Raw genomic sequence first — 19347 nt, forward strand, 5'->3', positions numbered from 1 at the left:
GGACACAGTCCGGCGCCTATCGGATTCAGTCTCGGTGGACGGGGCCTTGGCGGGTGGTGGAGCGTCGGCGTCGTTGTTTCGGGTCGATCGCCGACGGTGGGATGAACCAGGGTTTGTGATCATCGCCCATCTTGATTTTCCAGATACCGCGGAACCCACTGGTGCTGTGCATCAACGTGTGGTGACTCCGACAGAGCAACGTGAGGTTGTCCATGACCGTCAAACCGCCCGTTGACCACGGTTTTATATGGTGCGCGTCGCACCACGCCGGTACGGCATCGCAGTTGGGGAAGGCACAGCCTTTGTCTCGGGCGATCAACGCGATGCGTTGTTCGGCTGTGACGAGGCGTTTGAGTGGGGTCGCATCCAGCGGTGCGCCTTTGCCGTCCATCAGAACGGTCGAGAGCATGCAGTCACACGCCAGCATCCGGGTTTTACTGACGCTGAGCGGCCCCATCCACGGCATGTACCCGACATCGAGATCCTCGAAATCGGGTTCATCGTTGTCAGCCTGTGTGGTGACGCATTCGCGATGCTCCGCAAGGTCTTTCGCAGTAATGTGCACATTCACATGCGGACGCTGACCACCATCCACACCGGTGACAGCGTTATCGAGATATCGGCGGATGAGTTCTGCGAACGCATCGGCGGTGCGTTTAGCTGCCGGCCGCGCATCCGGCATCCCGTCCGCAGCCGGTTTCGGCATCGACAACCCCGACAGCGCCGATAACAGCATCTCGCCGGTGAGTGCATCGAAATCGCCCTTGATGATGACCCGACCATTCAGCGTCGGCGCGATCCGCAACACATTCAGATCATTATCCTCACCGGGCGGGGGCTCGTCGGATTCGAAAATCCGCTCCAGAACCGCAATCGCATACCGCACCTTGACAGTCGTAGCCTCTACTCCGGATGCGGCGGCGAGAAGGGTTTTCATACTTGGCATTAACGCGATGTCCGGCATCCCTTTTGGCGGGGATTTACAGAACGCGGCGATCAATGCCGCATGGTCGAGCGAGAGATCACCGGCCTCGAACTGCGCAGCAATATCGGGGAACGATCGCAGTGCGGCACCGAGGGCAGCGATCTTGTTGCCGGCCGAGTTCTGCAGCATTGTATTGGCCGCCAACCACCGACCCACACCGCGGTAGCAGAGCACCTGCTCGTCCGGATTGAGTGCCGGCTCGTCGACCGCGGCAACTCGAATCGCTTCCAACCGAAGAATTTCCGCGGACACCGACACTGCAACATCGCGAACCTCGGCCGGACGTAACCGCCACAACCTGCCGCGCACACCCACAGCCGAACCGGCTACAACATCCCCCACCGCAATTGAATCGCTAACTATGGTCATCAAGGCCTCCCCACCCGTGACCCCAATTATACTCGAACATTCATTCGATTCAAGGTGCATATCGGACAGGTTAGATCGAGCCCAACTCCCGTGCCCGCGCGACGGCAGAGGTTCGTGACTTCACACCCAGCTTGCCGAAAATATGGACCAGGTGAGATTTCACCGTGGTCTCGCTGAGGAACAATTCCTTGCCGATTTCACGGTTCGATTTTCCGGCCGCCACCAGCTTCAGAACCTCGATTTCTCTTGGGCTGAGGCTGGTTTCGGGTTTTCTGACGCGGGTCATCAACTTGGATGCGATTGCGGGCGAGAGCACGCTGTCACCCGCAGCGGCCGAGCGCACGGCCGCAAGGAGTTCTGGTGGCGGAGTGTCCTTGAGTAGGTATCCGCTGGCTCCGGCTTCGACGGCGCTGAGGATATCCGCATCGGTGTCGTAATTAGTCACCACGAGAACGTGTGGTGGGTGCGGCAATGCGCAGACAGCTCGGGTGGCGTCGACTCCGGATTTTCCGGGCCCGAACCGTAAATCCATGAGTACCAAGTCGACTGGTGTGGTCGCGCAGAATGCGATGGCCTCTTCGGCGGTTCCTGCTTCGCCGATCACTTCGATGTCGGGTTCGCTCTCGAGAAGAGCGCGCAGGCCGGCTCGCACGATGGCGTGGTCGTCGGCCAGGAGTAAACGGATCATTCGTCGCCGATCTCGAGGGGGAAGGTCACGGTGACTGCAGTGTGCCCTGGTTCCGACTCGATGTCGAAGGTGCCGCCCTGCAATTGGACGCGTCGCCGAATCGCGTTGAGTCCAAAAGATTCGGCGGGCCCGTGGTCAAGGACCGAGATGTCGAAGCCGACACCGTTGTCGACGATGTCGAGGCTGACGGTGTCCGTGGAATACGTGAGTGTCACGGCCATTCGAGTGGCGTGGGCGTGGCGCAAAACATTTGCCACCGCTCCCTGAGCGATCCGGACGAGGGTTGCCTCGAGTGGCATCGGAAGTGCGATCGGTTCGCCTTCGACTACGGAGCGGGCTTCGAGGTGAGCGCTGGACGCGCGTTCGCAGATTCGGCCGAGGGCGTCGGAGAGTGACTGACCGTCGAGTGCCGCTGGTGTCAATTCCGCTATCAGTTGCCGGGTTTCGGCAAGGCTGTCTGCTGCGGTTTCGCGCGCAAGGCTGATCTGACGCACGGCGGGACTGTTCGGATCGGCGCGTTCTGCTGCATGCAGCAGCATCTGGATGCTCGAAAGGCCTTGTGCAACAGTGTCGTGAATTTCGGCGGCCAGTCGCTCGCGTTCGGCAAGCTTGCCGGCATCTCGTGACGTCGACGCCAATTCCTCACGGGTGTTCATCAACTCGTCGATCAGACGACCGCGCTCGGCGGCTTCCCGGTACAGCGCTTGATAGCCGAATCCGATGGCAACCGCGACAGCGGCGCCGATCATCGGACCGATTGCCCCCGCGATGGACCATCCCCGGTGCAGACCCGTTCCGACCACCGCGACCGCAGTCGCGCTCACTACCGCAACCAGGCTCCATGGGCGTCGTAGCAGGTGAACGTAGAGGAAGAACAGACCGAAAACGAGGTAGGCGGCCTCGGCGGACAACGCCATCAGCACTATCCACACCAATGTCAGCAAGCCGAGCCACCAGCGCGCGGTTTTTCCGCGTAGGCGCTTGAGCACGCCGAACAGGTAGATCGCGGTGAAGATCACCGTCAGGACGATGATGTACGGCGTCGCCGCTGTTTCGTCGACGATCGCCCTCAGGAAAACGACGCCGGCCAGCGCAACAACCAGTATGTGCAGGCCGAGTTGGAGGCCGGCAAAGACGGGTGTGAGCGGTGATCGGTGCATCTCGCCCAGCTTAACCAGGTTCGGCGCCTGGCCATCCATCAAAAGTTGTAATCGGGGATCGTACTTCGGTTGGTCGCGATGTCCGTCCGAGGTGCGATGGAAAGTGCGTGTATCAGCGGGAGTGTAGAGGCAAGCACAGGAAAGGAATTCACAGTGTTTGTCGCAATGAGGGACTTACGGGCAGCGCGGGGTCGTTTCGCGCTGATCTCGACGGTGGTTCTGTTGGTTGCACTTCTGGTCAGTTTTCTCAGCGGTTTGACCGCCGGGCTGCGTCATCAGAATGTTTCTGCCATCGAATCGATGAAGGCGGATACCGTCGTGTTCGCCGATACCGGGGCTGGTGCGTCGTTCGACGAATCGGCACTCACCGCTGATCAACTCGCAGCCTGGACGGCAGGCGCCCAGACTGTGGATCCTGTTGGCATCGGCCGCGGTAAAGCCGGTGTGGTGGGCTCGAATCAGAAGTCGGTGGCGCTGTTCGGCGCTGACGGCGGTTTCGGTGATCTGACACCGGCTGCCCCCGGAACGGTGGTCCTCAGTGAAGGCGCAGCTCGTGACCTGGGCGCAGCTTCCGGGGACCGAGTCAGTGTCGGATCCGGGGAGTTCACGGTCAGCGCAGTTCGCGGCGACGACTGGTACAGCCACACTCCCGTCGTCTGGATGACCCTCGCGGATTGGCAGGATCTGAATCCGCGCGGCGGGGTGGCAACCATCCTCGCTGTATCCGGAACATCGGATGCGTCGTCGATCAACGACGCGGCAGCAACCACGTCGACGACGGTGACCGGCTCGCTCGATGCCATCGGGTCGTACAAGTCCGAGAACGGGTCGTTGACCTTGATGACAGTGATGCTTCTGGCGATCTCGGCTCTCGTGATCGGAGCTTTCTTCACGGTGTGGACGATCCAGCGCATGCCGGATATCGCAACGTTGAAAGCGCTCGGCGCCACATCGGGTTCCTTGGTCCGCGACGCCCTTGGCCAGGCGTTCATCGTGCTGGTCGTCGGAGTGTCACTGGGAATCGGCTTGACCGCCATCGCCGGCTCGGTGATCGGTGATTCGATGCCGTTCGTCCTGGACGCGTCGACGACTCTGACGCCCGCAGTGGCGCTCATCGGGCTTGGCCTGCTCGGCGCCGCGTTTGCTCTTCGATTCCTCTTCACCACTGATCCGCTCACAGCACTAGGGAGTTCGCGATGACCTCTGCAGCCGGAAGCACCGTTCTCGACATCCAAAACGTCAACCTCACGTTCCCTGACGGACAATCCCGCGTCACAGCCCTCGATGACGTGTCCTTGCGGCTTGATCGCGGGGAGATTGCCGCGATCACCGGCCCGTCGGGTTCGGGCAAGTCCAGCCTGCTCGCGGTGGCGTCGACGCTTATTCGGCCGGACTCCGGCCACGTGTACCTGCGTACCGGCGGCGAGGCCACGGATCTTGCGACACTCAGTCGCCGGGACGCGTCCGAGCTTCGACGCACGTCCATCGGCATCGTGTTCCAGCAGTCCAATCTGGTGTCGTCGTTGACCGCACTCGAACAGCTCGAGGTGATGGCGCATCTGGGGCAGTCCGTGTTCACGTCGCGGGCGCGTCGTAAAGCTGCGAAAGAGAAAGCGATGGATTTGCTCGATGCGGTTGGATTGGCAGATCACAGCGGGAAGCGGCCAGGGCAACTGTCCGGTGGTCAGCGTCAGCGGGTGAATCTCGCGCGCGCCTTGATGAACGATCCGCAGCTGTTGGTGGTGGACGAGCCGACGAGCGCGCTCGATCAGGAGCGCGGCGCGGCGGTCATGGATTTGATCATCGGAGTCGTGCGAGAACACAATGCTGCAACTCTTCTCGTGACACACGACCGCGGACACCTGCATCGGATGGATAATGTCTATCGTGTGGTTGATGGATCCTTGACAGTCGATCGGGAGGCATTCGCGGCCTGACTGCGGGGGCGTGGTCTCCAGTGACCGTCGAAACTCTCGAACCGGAAGTCAACCGACGATTTGCTGGGACGCTAGACTGTTGCGACTGGGCAACATGAGAGGACGTGTTATGGAACGCCGCCGCAATGTTGCGCCGCCGACGCAATCACCGATCGCAGATCTCGAGCAGATGCCGCCGTTGATCCTGCTGGACAGGTTGCCGGTTCCGGTGGTGGCCGTACACCGTGACGGCAGCATTGTTTTTGCCAACCCGTCCTTTGCCGACATGCTCGGTTACCCGAAGAAAGCCGTCGCGGCACTGCGTCTGCAGGACATCCTGTACGACAAGGACGCCGACGACGTCAGCGCGGAGCAGGCTCACCGCGAGTTGAGTTCCGAGCCGGGTTCGATCAAGGAATTTGTTCACGCCGACAGCACTTTGGTTCGCGCGACTGTCAGTCAATCGTTGCTTCGCCGTGACGACGACACGATCACTCTGGCAGTTTTCCACGACCTGACAGAGCGACTGTGGAACAACCCGCGTCACACCCTCGACAAACCTAAAGCCTGAGCTCACCCGCGGCGCGGCCTGGACTTCTTCGCCTGGTCCAGGCCGAGAGTGGAGGCGAGTGTGCCGACCACCCATTCCTCGTATTGCTCTCCGGTCCACCCCGACTCGACGACGAGATCGGTGTAGGTTTCGGCACTCGTCAAAGTGAGCGCGACGTTGATCGCGGTCTCGAGATCGACCGACGGATCTTTCTCCACGAGCCCGATCATGAGGTGCTGCTGCACGGTTCGCCGCTGAGCGAGATTGGTTTGCCACAGCAATGCTGCGTCCTCGTCCGCGGAGGCGGCAGCCCGCAAGGCCAGCAGGATATCTGCGGTTCGTTCGAGAATCAGCCGAGCATGGTGAATCTGAATGCGCAGTTGCCCCAGCGGATGCGGGGCGCCGAGTGCGGCCGCCACCCACGGCCGGTCCAGAGTGCTCACGCGGGCTTCGTCACCGGCTACCGCGACATCCAGTAGTGCCGACAGCACGCTCGGTTTGTTGCCGAACACGAAGTACACGCTTTGCACGGAAACGTTGGCCGCCTCGGCCAGCTGCTTGATGGTCGCTGCCGCATAACCAGGATTTACGAAGACGCGTCGTGCTGCTTCGATGATCTTGGATCGCGCGGACACATCTGCCACTTTTTCTACCCCCACCATGGACTGAAGTTTAGCTCTAGAGTGAAGCTCTAGCGACTTGGAGGGTAACAAACATGAAGGTGCTGGTTCTCGGCGGTTATGGCGCAGTGGGGATTCCACTGATGGAGCAGTTCAGCACAGACTCCACGGTGTCCGCGTTCTCCGCGGGGCGCAACGCCGCTCGGGCTGACGTGGCCGTCGATCTGACTGACCTCGGCACCTACACTCGGGCCGTGTCGGGCTACGACGTAGTGGTCAACGCATCAGGATTCGAAGACATCCGGTTGGCGCAGCAGGCAGTGCGCAGTGGAGCCACTTTTGTGGATGTCACCGCAACGTCGTCGTATTGCGATGCATTGGAAAAAGTCGACGGCCCCGTGCTGCTGGGTGTCGGATTGGCGCCGGGATTGACCAGTGTTCTTGCAGTGGAAGCACATCGACTCGGCAGCGGTGCGGTGGACATCATGGTGGGTCTTGGCGGCGGCGAACTTCACGGCCCCGCGGCCACGGCGTGGACGTACGGAATGCTGGGTACCCGGTTTCGGGATCCGAGCGGTGAACTTGTCCGCAACTACACCGGAATGAAAGTCTTCGACGTCCCGGCCGAGGTGCCCGGCTACCGCAAGGGTCCGGCCGTGCGCGCGGACTTCTCCGATCAACACGCTTTGACGCGTGATCTCGGTGTGCCGGTGAGAACCTACTTGCGTCTGGATACGTCGGCGGCGACGCTCGGTTTGGCTGCGATGACATGGGCCCCGCCTTTGCAGAAAGTGGTACCCAAGAAGATGTGGGGTTCGGATCGCTGGATTGCCATGGCCCGAACTGAAACTGGGCCGACATTGTGGGCAACGGGTCGAGGCCAATCAGTGGCGACAGCAATGATTGCTGCACGTGCCGTGAACGTAATCCGGCAATCGCCGATTGTGCGGCCGACGTGGCTTCATTCGTTGGAATCCGTGGAGTCGCTGCAATCGGCTGTTCCCGCATTGGAGGTCCGGAAGACATAGTAATGGAAATGATTTCCATTACTATGTCACTGTGCATACCTCTGACACGCACCCACATGTATTTCGAGACAGATCATTTCGGCTGTTCTTCGCTGCCCGCACCGTTGCAGTTGCGGGTGCCGCGGTCACAGGCGTAGCGATGCCTGTTCTGGTGTACGACATCAGTCGATCACCGTTCCTCACGTCGCTCTCTGCCGCCGGAACCGTCCTGCCCTATCTCGTGTTCGGTTTGGTGGCGGGGGCTGTGGCGGATCGAGTCAACCGCCGTACCGTCATCTTGTGTGCGCAAGCCGTCGCGGCGATCGCCTTGGCGAGCATTCCTGCCGCACAGGCGCTCGGCGTGCTGACGGCGTGGCATGCCGTCGGCGTATCGATCTGCATCGGAACATGTTTCGTGTGGTTCGACGCCGCCGCATTCGGGACATTGCCTGCTCTGGTGGGTCGGCAGGGGATCCAATCGGCCAACAGTGCGCTGTGGACGGCCGCCACCCTGATCGACGTGGCGTTCCCGGCGATTGCCGGAGTGCTCGTGGCGTCGATCGGCCCCGCCTACGCACTGGGCGCAGACGCGCTGGCCTATGTGTTGGCCGGACTTGCCATGGCGTCGATCGGAGTATCGTTCTCGGTCACCCCTGTGGCGCAGAAGAAGCCGGAATCCGGAATTGCCCGAGACGTCCGTGAGGGGCTCGCCTTCCTCTGGCACTCGCCGCTGCTGCGAGCCTTGGCCGGCATCGGTTTCATGAATTCTCTGACGCAGGGCGCTGTTACGGCTCTCCTGGTCGTCTACGCGTCCGAGAGATTGGGGATTTCGACGTCGAGTCCGGCAATCGGCGCGCTGTGGACGGCCGTCTCCGTCGGTGGTGTGGTCGGTGCTGTCGTGCTCCCACGCCTACCGGCGCGGTGGCCGGTCGGGGCGATCACCATCGGCGCGTTGACTATTGCCCCGGTGGTGTTGCTCGTGGTGGCGACCACCGAGAATGCCGCAGTTGCGATTGCTTCGCTGGCCGCTTATTCGGGTTGTGCGACGGTCACCATCCTCAATGGCATCGGGGCACGTCAGCGCCTGACTCCCGATCATCTTCAGGGGCGCGTGAATACGACGGCGAGGATGGTGGCCTGGGGTGGTTCGCCGGTAGGTGCATTGGTTGTCGGAGCTGTTGCGGGCCGCTGGGACGTTGGTGTGGCGTACCTCGTTGTATCTGCGTGTGCGCTGGTCTCGGCGTTGTTTGCGTGGTTGGGCGCCTTGCGCACCGATCCGTATCCGCATAGATAAACACTTCACTATTAATGAAAACGACTGTCGTTATGGTTAGATTCGGGTGTCCATGACCACGTACCTCGATGACTGAAGGAGTGCGATGACGCTGACCAGCGAAGCGCCGCCGCGCACGCCGCCGCGTCCGCATCCCGTCGACTCTCGGGGGTACGTCCCATTTCTCGTGGCCACGGCTGTTTTTCTCGCCGTGGTCTCCGTCGTCGCGGTGTGGTCGGGCGCCGCGTCGGTATCGTTCGGTGATGTCTTCGCGGTGCTTCGTGCGCGCATCGGTGGTCCGCCCGTCGATCCGCTGCTCGATCGGATCGTCTGGGGACTGCGGGTTCCACGCGTTCTGATTGCGGCGCTGGCCGGCGCGGGGTTGTCACTGGCCGGGGCCGTTCTACAAGCGTTGGTGCGCAACCCGATTGCGGATCCGTACATTATGGGTGTCGGTTCAGGGGCTTCCTTCGGCGCTGTGCTGATCATGACGACCGGCATCGGTACGGGACTCTCGCTCGGTGTTCCGGCCGCGGCCTTCTTGGGGGCCATGGTCTCCTTGATCGCCGTCCTGATTTTGGGACGACGCGAGGGGATGCTTGTTCCACTGCGCATGGTCTTGGCTGGCGTCGCTATCGGTTATCTACTCTCGGCTGCAACAAGTTTCGTTCAACTGCGCGCCGACCCGAGTCAGCTTTCGGGAGTGCTCTTCTGGTTGCTCGGTTCGGTGAGCGGGGCCAGTTGGTCGGACCTGGGTGTACCCGCGGCCGTGATCGCGCTCTGTGGTGCGGTGCTGTTGACCCAATCGCGACACCTCAACGCCTTGGCGATGGGAGACGAGAGTGCTCAGTCGGTAGGTGTAGACGTGCGCCGAACGCGTCTACTTCTGCTCGCGATCGCGTCGTTGCTGACTGCGGTGGTCGTATCCGTTGCCGGTGGAATCGGTTTCGTGGGTTTGCTCGTGCCACACGCAGTGCGCCTTCTTGTCGGATCGGATCACCGTAGGCTTCTCCCGGCCACGGCGCTCGTGGGGGCGGCGTTCCTGGTAGCCGTCGATCTTGCGGCTCGCATGGTGGATGCTCCCAACGAATTGCCGCTCGGAATCATCACTGCCGGATTGGGCGCCCCATTCTTCCTTTGGCTGCTTCGACGGGACGGAGGTGCGCGGTCATGAGGTTGTCGGCCAGCGGTATTCACGTGGAAAGAGGTGGGCGCCTGGTAGTTGCGGGGGTTGATCTCGAAGTGCCGGCCGGAAGCGTAGTCGGACTCGTCGGACCGAACGGAAGTGGGAAGTCCTCACTGCTGCGTGCGTTGTACCGCGGGAGTAAACCGCGAAGCGGAATCGTGAAGGTGGACGAGGTAAACGTGTGGAGCGATCTCTCGCCCCGATCTTCAGCACGAATTATCGGCGTTGTGGGACAAGAACATTCCTCGGATTTTTCATTCAGCGTTCGAGAGGTAGTCGCGACCGGCCGGACTCCACACCACAGCGCGTTCTCCCGACTCGGTGAGATCGACCGGGACATCGTAACCGGGGCACTCGTGCGAACAGGAATGTACGGCTTCGGATCACGGCTCTTCGCCGAGTTGTCTGGCGGTGAGAAGCAACGGGTGATGTTGGCCAGGGCGATTGCTCAGCAGCCTTCGGTGCTGGTGCTGGATGAACCGACCAACCATCTTGATATCCGCGCTCAACTCGAATTGATGGAGTTGGTAGTCGAACTCGGTACCACGACGGTGGTCGCTATCCACGAACTCGCTTTGGCCGCGGCGTATTGCGACTTCGTGTGTCTGCTCGCGGGCGGAACCGTCGTCGCTTCCGGACCCACGGCCGAGGTGCTCACCGCGGACCTGTTGTCCGAGGTATTCGGTGTTCAGGTCCATCTCGGCACGCACCCGTTGACGGGGCGTCCGTTGCTCTCGTTCGCCCCTTCACTCACACAGACGAAAGAAGCAGTGTCATGAAGACTTCGATAGGTACTGCCGCACTGTGGTGCTCGGCCGTCGCCGCTACAGCCGCGCTGACCGCTTGCGCAAACTCCTCGGTGGATTCCGCCACTGCGTCATCCGACGCGATCACGGTTTCCAATTGCGATCGGGAGATCGTGTTGCCCCATACGGCGGAAAGAATTGTCTCGCTGTATCCGTCGATGACCGAACTGCTGATTCAGCTGGGTGCTGCCGACCGCATTGTCGGACAATCCAATACCGATCTCTCGCCGCCCAGTCCGAACCTTGCGCAGGAGTACGCGGCCGTGCCGGTACTGAGTTCCGGAGTTCCTTCGAGGGAAGCCTTGCTCGACGCGCGTCCAGATCTGATCGTCTCCGACGGGGAGTATTGGTTCGACGGTGACCGGTTGCAGACGATGGACGAACTGCAGGACCTCGGTATCCCGATCTTCGTGAACAGCGGCTACTGCCACAAGGCAGTCACCGAAGGACGGATCGACGATGTCTGGTCCGACGTCGACGGACTCGGTGCCCTCACCGGAACCGCCGACGAGGCAGCAACCCTCCTGGCAGATGGCAAGAAGTCGCTGGCAGCAACCGAGGCATCCCTTGCCGGAAAGGTGCCTGTCCCCACGGTTATGGTTCAGGTCTCAGAGGGACAGTCGTACGCATTGGCGAGGGGCCTGTACAGCAGCGTGCTCGACGCGGCCGGCGGTAGCAATCTCTTCGAGAACGACTTACCCGACGGCAAGTACTTCGGCCAGGTGGCCACCGAGTCGGTACTCGCGAAGTTGCCGCAGGCGATCTTGGTCGTCTACTCCACCGAGTCGAGTAGGCAACCGACGCTGGATGCGGCTCGCGCGGCGTTTGCGGGCACTCCGGCTGCGCTGTCGGACTCGATTTTTTGCGGTTCCCGAGGCGTGGTTTGCCGGTGAACTGGCGTCGATCGACGGGGCTGCCGAGGTTGCCCGCCTCCTGCACTCCTGACGTGCAGTGCTCATCCCTGCAATTGGCGGGGATGAGCACGATGTCGCTCAGTTCCCGAGAATCCGGGCCTTCTGGGAGTCGAACTCGGCGTCGGTGAGAACGCCGGCAGCTTTGAGCTCACCGAGTTTGGTGAGCTGTTCGATCTTCGCGTCCATCGACGGCGCGGGTGCAGTCTGGGGCGGCAGTGGCGGTAGATCCGGAATCGGCGGAGCAGCTTGTGCTGCCTGTGCCGCCTTGGCCTGGTCTTCGGCGGCCCAGCGAGTTCGCTGGCGGCGCTGAACATTTCCGTGGATGGAGCTCGCGACAGCTACGCGGCTGGCCCGCCTCAAGAAGCTCATTCGTTGTTCTCCGTCTCGTTCAATGCTGATTCCAGCTCGTCGAGTGAAATGTGACCTTTGGTGATTACTCGGGCACCGCTGCGAACCCATGCATCCAGAACGGGGAGCACAGCTAGCTCCTCGTAGACGAGAACCGCTGCAACACTTCCGGCCGCGATATCCTCGCCCACGGCAGCGATGTCGCCGGCGTCGAGCAGGCCGGATGCGGCACCGTCGAACTGGGACAGATCAAAATCTGCGAGGTCGAATGTGGATGCCGGAACCACGCGCAGCGAGTTGTCCGCAGCTTTGACAACAAACTCGAGATCGAGAATGCGGATGGTTCCGTTGTCGACGGTCTCGAGCAACTGCTCGAAACCATCGGCAGTTACTGTGCCGTCGGGGAACTCGACGGCAACATATTCGATAGGACCGAACTGGTCTTGACTGGCCATCAGGTCTCTTGTTCCTTCTTCGAGGCCGGTGTTCCGGCCTGGTGAAATGATCATCTGCAACGATAGTCCGACTGTCTGGTTTCTACGCTTTCACGGTTTCGTCAGTGCCGCGGTAGACGATCATCTCGCGCTGCAACGCGCGCCGGAACCGTGGCTGCTCGGCGAGCAGCACCGCCAGTACCGTCAGGAGTAACCACGTCGCGGCGGCACTCGCAACCAGCATGAGCACCGGAATCCACGGCCCGCCCATCTGCTCGAGGAGCGTCGTCTTGGCCCAAACGCGCCAGTACAGCATGAGATTGACGACCAATCCGACACCGTACGAGATGGCGAAGGAGAGCATGAAGGGTTTCCACGTACCGTCGTAGCGACGTTGGAGAATCGGTTCGGCGCGCAACGGCAAGCTCACCGACATGACGTTGGCGACTCCGAGCCACAGCAGGATCATCGTCAGAACCTGGCCGCAGGCTTTCAGCAATTCGGTGCTGTCTCCGGCTCGCCATGACAGAACGACGCTGAGAACGAAGCCGGCGGCACCGACGAGGATCAGCATCACGATGTTCTTGGCGACCAGCACGTGCCACAGGCGGGTGCCGCCGGACAGTGCGGCGCGCACTCGGCCGGCGTCGAAGCTCAGAGCATTGGTGCAGACAACACTGCCGATGACGCCCGACAGGGCATACAGAGCCAGGTAGGGCAGGCGGTCTTCCTTGCTGTCCCACTGGAAGAATCGGATGAACGCGAGGTACGCGAACCCGAGCCCGAGGCTCAATCCCAGGCGGAACGCAATGGATCGAGGTTTCCCGTTGAATACGTGTCGGAATTCCTCGCGAATACGGCTGCTGAGATCCTGCAGATGCCGCACCGCGGGGTTTCCGGCTGCGAGCGGAACGTAGCCGCGGATGGCGGCGGCAACGTCGTCGCTGTCGCCGGCATCGAGTGCGGCGACACGAGCTTCGAGAACTGCGAGATGCGCTGCTTCGAGCGCAATCCGGGCAGTGGTGACCGCCGCTACCGCATCGGCTTCGGCTTGAGCTGCAGCGCCGATGCTGGCGTCGGCGGGTAGCGGTGGCTGAAGGCGGGTGATCAGTTCGAGTTGGCGGGCCATGTGCGGTGACGGCGAGAGTCCGCTGTACGTCGGTTGGCTCAGCGCCGCTCGATCCTTGTCCAACAAATTCCGGGCAGCGATCGCCGCCTTCTCGACCGCCGTTCGGCTTTGCCATCGGACCGAACGCACCTCGGTTTCGGCTGCCAGGGCGCGCGACGCCACTTCGGTCAGATCTTCGACCGCGGTCAACTGCTCACTCCACTCGGTAGTTGATGTAGGGGTAGTTGATATAGGGGAAATCAGCTCTCCTGCTCACTATCTCACGGGAGAGCGGGTGTCGGTGCAACACTGACAGGCATGACAAGTGCGCACGACAAGAACGATCTGCAGCGCTACCTTCAGTCGGCTCGGGACGCCTTGCTCTGGAAGCTCGAAGGACTGTCGGAGTACAATATCCGGCGGCCGATGACGCCCACCGGCACCAACCTGCTGGGATTGGTCAAGCACATGATCGGCGTAGAACTCGGGTACTTCGGCCCGGTGTTCGGACGCCGGGTGCCTGACCTGCCGCAGTGGTTGCGTTCGGACGAGCCCAATGTCGATATGTGGGCCCGCGCAGACGAATCCAGGGATTACATACTCGAAACGTATCGTCGCACGTGGGCATTTTCGGATGCCACGATCAGTGATCTCGATTTGGATGCCCCGGGTGAGGTGAAGACGTGGCCGCCGGAGCGTCGCGAGGTCACCTTGCACCAGGTACTCGTGCACGTCGTCACGGAAATTCACCGTCATGTCGGCCACGCCGACATCGTGCGCGAAATGATCGACGGTGCTGCAGGTCTGCGATCCGACAACGCCAACGTGGCACCGGGTGATCAGGCGTGGTGGGCCGGGTATCGAGACCGCCTCGAGGAGGCAGCTCGCAGCGCCGACCACGCCTGACCCGTTGCTACTCGAGAACCGCGGCGGCGCCGATCACGACAACCACGATCACGAAGTTGATCAACAACAGTGGCCACACGAAGCGCAGGAACTTGTCGTAGCCGACTTTTGCCATCGCGAGTCCACCGACAACGACGACGTTGGTGGGTGCAACCATCAGCATCAGGCCGTGGCCCATCTGGAAGGCCGTGATCACCAAAGATCTACTGACCCCGGCAAAATCGCCCAGTGGTGCCAACAACGGCATCGCGAGGGTGGCGTGTCCGGAGCTGGACGGAATCAGGAATGCCAGCGGAATGTTGACGAGCATCACGAGGATCGCGAACACACCCGCGGACGCGCCGGAGACCAACTGCTCCATCGCATTGAGGATGGTGTCGAGGGTTTCGGTGTTGGTCATGATGACGGAGACGCCGCGAGCGAGCAGGATGACAATGGCGGGCCCGACCATGTCGCCGGCGCCACGGGTGATCAGTGAGACGGTCTTCTTCTCACCCATCTTGGCGACGATGCCGACGAGGACGGCCGCGAGGATGAACAGCATCGCCAGTTGCGGGAACCACCAGTTCAATTCGAACCAGTATGGCTCGGTGGCGGTGACGTGGTACGCGTCGTACTCGGCGGGTCCGGTGGTACCGCCGAAGATGCTCGACCACGGGATAACGGAGAAGATCATCAAACCGAAGGTGAGTCCGGTGATGACGAGGACCAGTTTCTGAATTCCGGTCAGCTTGCTGTCGATGTCGACCGGTGGCGGCGCTTCCTCTTCGTCCTCGTCGTCGATGTCGAATCCGACGAGCGAGGTGGCCGGGTCCTTCTTCACCTTGGCGGCGTAGCGGAGTACGAATACCACTGCCACTGCGGTCAATACGATCCACAGGATCACGCGCAGGACGATGCCGTCGCCGATGGAGACGCCGGCTTCACCTGACGCGACGCCGATCGAGAACGGGTTGACCGTCGACGCCATGTTGCCGACGAGTGCGCCGAGGATGATCATCGTCGCCGCGACCATGCGGTCGTAACCGAGAGCCGTCATCAGGGGGATGAGGAGTGCGTAGAAGCCGAACGTCTCGACCGAGAAGCCCATGGTCGAACCGAGCAGTGAGAACAGCACCATGATGACGGTGATGAGCAGCCAGCCCTTGTCGCTGAGCTTGGTGGCTAGTTGTGAGACAGCGGTTTCGAGGCTGCGGGTGGCGAAGCTGACGGAGATGAATGCGCCGAGAGCCATGATGAACAGCACCACACCGACGGAACCGAAGAGCCGTCCGATGTTGTCGGTGTCGACAAATCCGGTGAGCGAATCCTGGACGCCGTAGAGACCGTTGACAGGGGAGAGAATCAGCTGCTGAATTCGTTCCCAGAACGTCAGCGGGGAAGTGACGGTTTCGAAGCTACCGGGGACGGGCGACCCGTCGACGTCGACACCGAAGCGTCCGGCCGGAATGAACAGTGCGGCAACCCATACCAGTACCGTGACGATGGCAAGCATCGTGACGGCGCCGGGAAACTCGAACTTCTTCTTCGCCGGGGTTTGCGCGGCGCCTTCTTCGGTCTTGGTGCTCATTTCTTTCCTTCGAATGTGCGGGCGTACTCCTGAAAGAACAGAGCTTTGGCGACAACGGCTTTTTCGAATTCGTCGAGAAGCACACGCTCGTTGGGGCCGTGAATGTTTGCGTACCCGTCTGTTGCGCCGAAGAGCAGTTTCTCGGCGGTGGGCACGGCCGTGTCGAGAGCCATCACGATCGGGATGGAACCGCCGCCGGCCATCTGACCGGCTTCGCCGTCCCATGACTGTGAGAGCGCGAACATGGCGGCGTCGAATGCGGGGCCACCCTGTTCTGCGGCAAAGCCGTCCCCGGTTTCACCGGCTTTGACGTCGAGTTCGAGGCCGAACGGGCGTAGTGCCTGCAGGTGCCGGACCAGTGCTGCCTGCGCTTCGGATGCAGGCTGACGAGGATGCACGCGCAGGTTGATCACGGCGCGTGCGGTGCTCGCGACGGCGTTGACTGCGCCGTCGACGGGCGGTGCGTCGATTCCGGTGACGGTGATTGCGGGCCCGGACCAGATCCGTTCACCGATGCCGCCGGTGCCGAGGAGGGGGAGTCCGTCGCGTACTTCGGCGAGGGTGCGGAATTCTTCCTCGGTGTAGCTGCTTCCGGTCCATTCCTCGCGCAGCAGGCCGTCGACGGCGACGTCACCGTTGTCGTCATGCAGCGATGCCAGGGCGCGGATGAGCGCGAGGCGGGCGTCGGGAGCGGCGCCGCCGTAGAGGCCGTTGTGTTTGTCGGCTCCGAGAGTGGTCAGTTCCACGATCACCTGGGCGGATCCGCGCAGTGCGACGGTCAGGGTGGGTGAGCCGGGGCGAACACTTCCCACATCGGCGATCACCATGGCGTCTGACTGGAAGAGTTCCGGGGCTTCGGGAGGATAGTTGTCGAAGGGGCTGCCGAATTCTTCCTGACCTTCGATGACGAGTTTGACTGTCACCGGCGGTTTTCCGTCGAAGACGCGAAGGGCGCCGATCATGCCGATTACGTTTGCCTTGGAATCCGCCGTGCCGCGGCCGTAGAGCGCGCCGTCGCGTTCGGTGGGCTCGAAGGGCGGTGTGTCCCACAGCTCGAGGTCTTCGGCGGGAACGACGTCGTAGTGCGAGTACATGAGAACCGTGGGCGCCCCAACCGGTCCGGGAATGGTCGCCAGGATCACCGGGGCTGTCTTCCCCGGAATCTCGAGTCGATCGATCTGGGTGACCCCGGATTTCTCCAAGAGCGACACGATGTAGTCGTGAGCTTCGAAGAGCGGTGCTGCGGGGTAGCCGTCGGTTGCGACCGACGGTATCCGTACCAGTTCGATCAGTTCCGAACGAAGCGCAGGCATCAAATCTGCCGCAGCGTTCTTGATCTGAAGAGGCGTCATCGGCCCAGCGTTTTCGGGCATCGCTTGATCTCCTTCTGGAGCAAAGTGGACAGCAGGTGCCGAGCTCTGCAACTTGTGAGCTGAGCACCCTTCAGACCGGTCAGTCCTTAGTCGGAAAGATTACGGTTGTCTGGTTGATTTCGTGTGGTCGGTGTGGACATTGCGCCCCGAAGGACCCACGCACAGCGCACCTCGGCGCCAGCCCCAGAGGGGCGAATAGTGCGGGTTGAATTGCGCTACTTCGTTCATTCGCGTGTTAGCCAGCAGGGTCGTGCGTAGTCGATTCGTCTCCGAATGGCTACCTGAGGGCACAGCTATCGAGGTGTAACTGTGCTGATTGTTGAATTTGTGACGATTTTTTACGTGGCCGGCGAAAGACTGCTGGACGTCTCCGGACTTGTGGATAAACATGCAGGGTATCGCCTGTTTGTCCAAGTGCCTCGGACAGGGTGTCACGTAACAAACCTTTTGGCTGTTTTGCATCTGTATGTACGTTTTCCACCGAATAGTGACGTTTGACAGCAAGCGCACAGCAAGTTTCAATCATCGAACTGTGTTGGCAATCACGTGGCTAATGCCATGTTGGCCTGCTGGGTGCCCCAACTGTTACGTCTCGAGGAGATCGTCCATGAACACATCGTCATCAGCCGTAGTGCGGCGGAAAAAAATCGGGTTGGCATCCGTGTCCGCCGTGTCGACGCTTGCCCTTGTCGGTGGAATTGTCGCCGGATTAGCCGGGCCGGCAACCGCGGCGCCGGCGTCGGCGGCTTTCACTGCACCGATGTGCGAAGGCACGCAGACATCGGCGGGTTACCCCTTCGCGGACGACATGGTTATCGATCGTGTGCGCCTGGATTACTACAACGCCGGAAATGTGGTGCCGTTGTACTACAACAACGACCAGCGGTCACCGGCACCCATTTGTGGTGTGCGAGACGTCGCCGACGCCAGCGGTCCACAGTCGGAGTGGATGTACTGCACCGACATGAAGGAAGAGACGTGCGATGAAATCTCGCCGGACGGTGAACCCGGATACGCAGAAGACGGGCAGTTCAACGCAGTAGGGCCGACGCTTCCGGTCGGCGGCAACGACCGTCTGACTCAGGAACAGGAACTGCTCATCAGTTATCTGATTCAGAATCCCCACCCGTTCACCCCGGGTGGTGTCGCTGACGATTCGACGGCTCAGAACAGGGCGAATCGTCAGCTGCTGATCTGGTGCGTCTCGGACAAGGACTATCTGGAGGGAACCGACGCCGTAGTCGATTGCGACGCCGATCTCGGCCCCGCTGAGCGGGCTCGGATTCTCGGGATCATGAATGTGACACCCACCCTGAACATCTCGCTCACAGACCCTGCCAGTGGCACGCTTGCCAGCGGCGGCAAGGCCACATTCACGGTGTCCACCAACATGTACGGAAAGCCGCTCACCGTGAGCGCACCCGCAGGCGCGACTCTGGAACTGTGTGAGCCAAGTGCACATGCGAAGCTGACCGGAAACACCCTCGTTGTCAGCGGCGAGGGCAATGATCCCACCAGCGTGGCACTGTGCGTCACGTCCTCGGGCACAGGCGAGGTCAAGGTATCCGTCTCCGGCGCACCCAGCTCGTTCGAGAGCATCCACTGGAACAACGCCGGCGCCGAGTGCCAGGTTTTTGCGACGTTCAATACCGTCACCCCGGCCAGGCTCAAGGGTGATGCGAGCGTGACCTTTGATGCGGCGCCGACCACCACGCCGTCCACGACCGTCCCGACGACGACGCCCTCCACGACCGTCCCGACCACGACGCCGTCTACGACCGTTCCGACGACGACCAAGCCCAACGTGACCATTCCCGTTATTCCGATCATTCCGATTATCCCGATCATTCCGGTGATCCCCGGAGTGCCGGTTACCCCTGCTCCGACCACGGTTCCGGTAGCCACCCCACGTGTGGTCACGCAGACGACCCCGAAGGCTCCGACGGGTCAGCGTCCGACGTCCATCGACGGTGGCGCAGCTGACGAGACTGCAGGTCCGCACGCCGGAATTGCGATTGCGGGACTCGGCCTGATCGGGCTGGCTGCAGGCGGAGCGATCGCCGTCCGACGCCGCCGCTCGTAACTCGATCGAGCATCGTCCGGTGCCGACTCTCCCCGTCGGCACCGGACGATG

General features: G+C 61.7%; 19 protein-coding genes. 10 read left to right on the forward strand and 9 right to left on the reverse strand.

Going from position 1 to position 19347, the window contains the following annotated elements; translation table 11 throughout:
• Positions 1 to 25: 25 nt before the first annotated feature.
• The 3 genes from FFI94_RS00580 to FFI94_RS00590 all read right to left on the reverse strand — a co-directional run bounded on the left by FFI94_RS00580 (position 26) and on the right by FFI94_RS00590 (position 3241).
• Positions 26 to 1354, reverse strand: coding sequence for an HNH endonuclease signature motif containing protein (locus FFI94_RS00580; protein ID WP_138871282.1), 1329 nt, complete (start codon positions 1352 to 1354; stop codon positions 26 to 28).
• Positions 1355 to 1424: 70 nt separating this feature from the next.
• Positions 1425 to 2042 (reverse strand): response regulator transcription factor, encoded by a 618-nt coding sequence (locus tag FFI94_RS00585; RefSeq protein WP_138871283.1) that lies wholly within the window; start codon positions 2040 to 2042, stop codon positions 1425 to 1427.
• Positions 2039 to 3241: a sensor histidine kinase gene (locus FFI94_RS00590; RefSeq protein ID WP_138871284.1), complete on the reverse strand. Its 1203-nt coding sequence runs from the start codon at positions 3239 to 3241 to the stop codon at positions 2039 to 2041. The genes FFI94_RS00585 and FFI94_RS00590 overlap by 4 nt, the downstream gene beginning before the upstream one ends.
• Positions 3242 to 3355: 114 nt before the next feature.
• On the opposite strand from FFI94_RS00590, the gene FFI94_RS00595 reads away from it, so the two are divergent.
• The 3 genes from FFI94_RS00595 to FFI94_RS00605 all read left to right on the forward strand — a co-directional run bounded on the left by FFI94_RS00595 (position 3356) and on the right by FFI94_RS00605 (position 5689).
• Positions 3356 to 4402 carry an ABC transporter permease gene (locus FFI94_RS00595; protein WP_185993100.1) on the forward strand — a complete coding sequence of 349 codons (1047 nt, stop codon included), beginning with the start codon at positions 3356 to 3358 and terminating at the stop codon, positions 4400 to 4402.
• Positions 4399 to 5139 carry an ABC transporter ATP-binding protein gene (locus tag FFI94_RS00600; RefSeq protein WP_138871286.1) on the forward strand — a complete coding sequence of 247 codons (741 nt, stop codon included), beginning with the start codon at positions 4399 to 4401 and terminating at the stop codon, positions 5137 to 5139. Before FFI94_RS00595 ends, FFI94_RS00600 begins: the two co-directional genes overlap by 4 nt.
• A 94-nt stretch (positions 5140 to 5233) precedes the next feature.
• Entirely contained in the window at positions 5234 to 5689 is a 456-nt protein-coding gene (locus FFI94_RS00605) for a PAS domain-containing protein (protein WP_260683764.1), read from the forward strand.
• 2 nt (positions 5690 to 5691) lie between these two features.
• Here the strand turns inward: FFI94_RS00605 and FFI94_RS00610 are convergent, their stop codons facing one another.
• On the reverse strand, positions 5692 to 6330 hold the full coding sequence (locus FFI94_RS00610) for a TetR/AcrR family transcriptional regulator (protein ID WP_138871287.1): 639 nt from the start codon (positions 6328 to 6330) through the stop codon (positions 5692 to 5694).
• Positions 6331 to 6383: 53 nt separating this feature from the next.
• On the opposite strand from FFI94_RS00610, the gene FFI94_RS00615 reads away from it, so the two are divergent.
• From FFI94_RS00615 to FFI94_RS00635, 5 genes are all read left to right on the forward strand, one after another.
• Positions 6384 to 7316: a sugar nucleotide-binding protein gene (locus FFI94_RS00615; protein WP_185993101.1), complete on the forward strand. Its 933-nt coding sequence runs from the start codon at positions 6384 to 6386 to the stop codon at positions 7314 to 7316.
• Positions 7317 to 7347: 31 nt separating this feature from the next.
• The gene (locus FFI94_RS00620; RefSeq protein WP_138871288.1) at positions 7348 to 8589 is read left to right on the forward strand and encodes an MFS transporter; all 1242 of its coding nucleotides are present in this window, start codon (positions 7348 to 7350) and stop codon (positions 8587 to 8589) included.
• Between the two features lie 85 nt (positions 8590 to 8674).
• On the forward strand, positions 8675 to 9742 hold the full coding sequence (locus FFI94_RS00625) for an iron ABC transporter permease (RefSeq protein WP_138871289.1): 1068 nt from the start codon (positions 8675 to 8677) through the stop codon (positions 9740 to 9742).
• Positions 9739 to 10533 (forward strand): ABC transporter ATP-binding protein, encoded by a 795-nt coding sequence (locus tag FFI94_RS00630; protein ID WP_138871290.1) that lies wholly within the window; start codon positions 9739 to 9741, stop codon positions 10531 to 10533. The genes FFI94_RS00625 and FFI94_RS00630 overlap by 4 nt, the downstream gene beginning before the upstream one ends.
• On the forward strand, positions 10530 to 11453 hold the full coding sequence (locus FFI94_RS00635; RefSeq protein ID WP_260683765.1) for an ABC transporter substrate-binding protein: 924 nt from the start codon (positions 10530 to 10532) through the stop codon (positions 11451 to 11453). Before FFI94_RS00630 ends, FFI94_RS00635 begins: the two co-directional genes overlap by 4 nt.
• Before the next feature lie 99 nt (positions 11454 to 11552).
• Here FFI94_RS00635 and FFI94_RS00640 read toward each other — a convergent pair whose 3' ends face one another.
• The 3 genes from FFI94_RS00640 to FFI94_RS00650 all read right to left on the reverse strand — a co-directional run bounded on the left by FFI94_RS00640 (position 11553) and on the right by FFI94_RS00650 (position 13574).
• The gene (locus tag FFI94_RS00640) at positions 11553 to 11843 is read right to left on the reverse strand and encodes an SHOCT domain-containing protein (protein ID WP_138871291.1); all 291 of its coding nucleotides are present in this window, start codon (positions 11841 to 11843) and stop codon (positions 11553 to 11555) included.
• Positions 11840 to 12277, reverse strand: a complete 438-nt coding sequence (locus FFI94_RS00645; RefSeq protein WP_138871292.1) for a DUF6325 family protein — start codon at positions 12275 to 12277, stop codon at positions 11840 to 11842. Before FFI94_RS00645 ends, FFI94_RS00640 begins: the two co-directional genes overlap by 4 nt.
• 82 nt (positions 12278 to 12359) lie before the next feature.
• The gene (locus FFI94_RS00650; protein WP_260683766.1) at positions 12360 to 13574 is read right to left on the reverse strand and encodes a hypothetical protein; all 1215 of its coding nucleotides are present in this window, start codon (positions 13572 to 13574) and stop codon (positions 12360 to 12362) included.
• A 108-nt stretch (positions 13575 to 13682) separates the two neighbouring features.
• Between FFI94_RS00650 and FFI94_RS00655 the strand changes: the two genes are divergently transcribed.
• Complete coding sequence (locus FFI94_RS00655) at positions 13683 to 14270, forward strand: DinB family protein (protein WP_138871293.1); 588 nt, start codon at positions 13683 to 13685, stop codon at positions 14268 to 14270.
• Between the two features lie 7 nt (positions 14271 to 14277).
• Here FFI94_RS00655 and FFI94_RS00660 read toward each other — a convergent pair whose 3' ends face one another.
• Entirely contained in the window at positions 14278 to 15840 is a 1563-nt protein-coding gene (locus tag FFI94_RS00660; protein ID WP_138871294.1) for a YfcC family protein, read from the reverse strand.
• On the reverse strand, positions 15837 to 17213 hold the full coding sequence (locus tag FFI94_RS00665) for a M20/M25/M40 family metallo-hydrolase (RefSeq protein ID WP_138871295.1): 1377 nt from the start codon (positions 17211 to 17213) through the stop codon (positions 15837 to 15839). Before FFI94_RS00665 ends, FFI94_RS00660 begins: the two co-directional genes overlap by 4 nt.
• A 607-nt stretch (positions 17214 to 17820) precedes the next feature.
• Here FFI94_RS00665 and FFI94_RS00670 point away from each other — a divergent pair.
• The gene (locus FFI94_RS00670) at positions 17821 to 19296 is read left to right on the forward strand and encodes a hypothetical protein (protein ID WP_138871296.1); all 1476 of its coding nucleotides are present in this window, start codon (positions 17821 to 17823) and stop codon (positions 19294 to 19296) included.
• Positions 19297 to 19347: the final 51 nt, after the last annotated feature.

The sequence above is a fragment of the Rhodococcus sp. KBS0724 genome (assembly GCF_005938745.2).
Taxonomy (GTDB): domain Bacteria; phylum Actinomycetota; class Actinomycetes; order Mycobacteriales; family Mycobacteriaceae; genus Rhodococcus_F.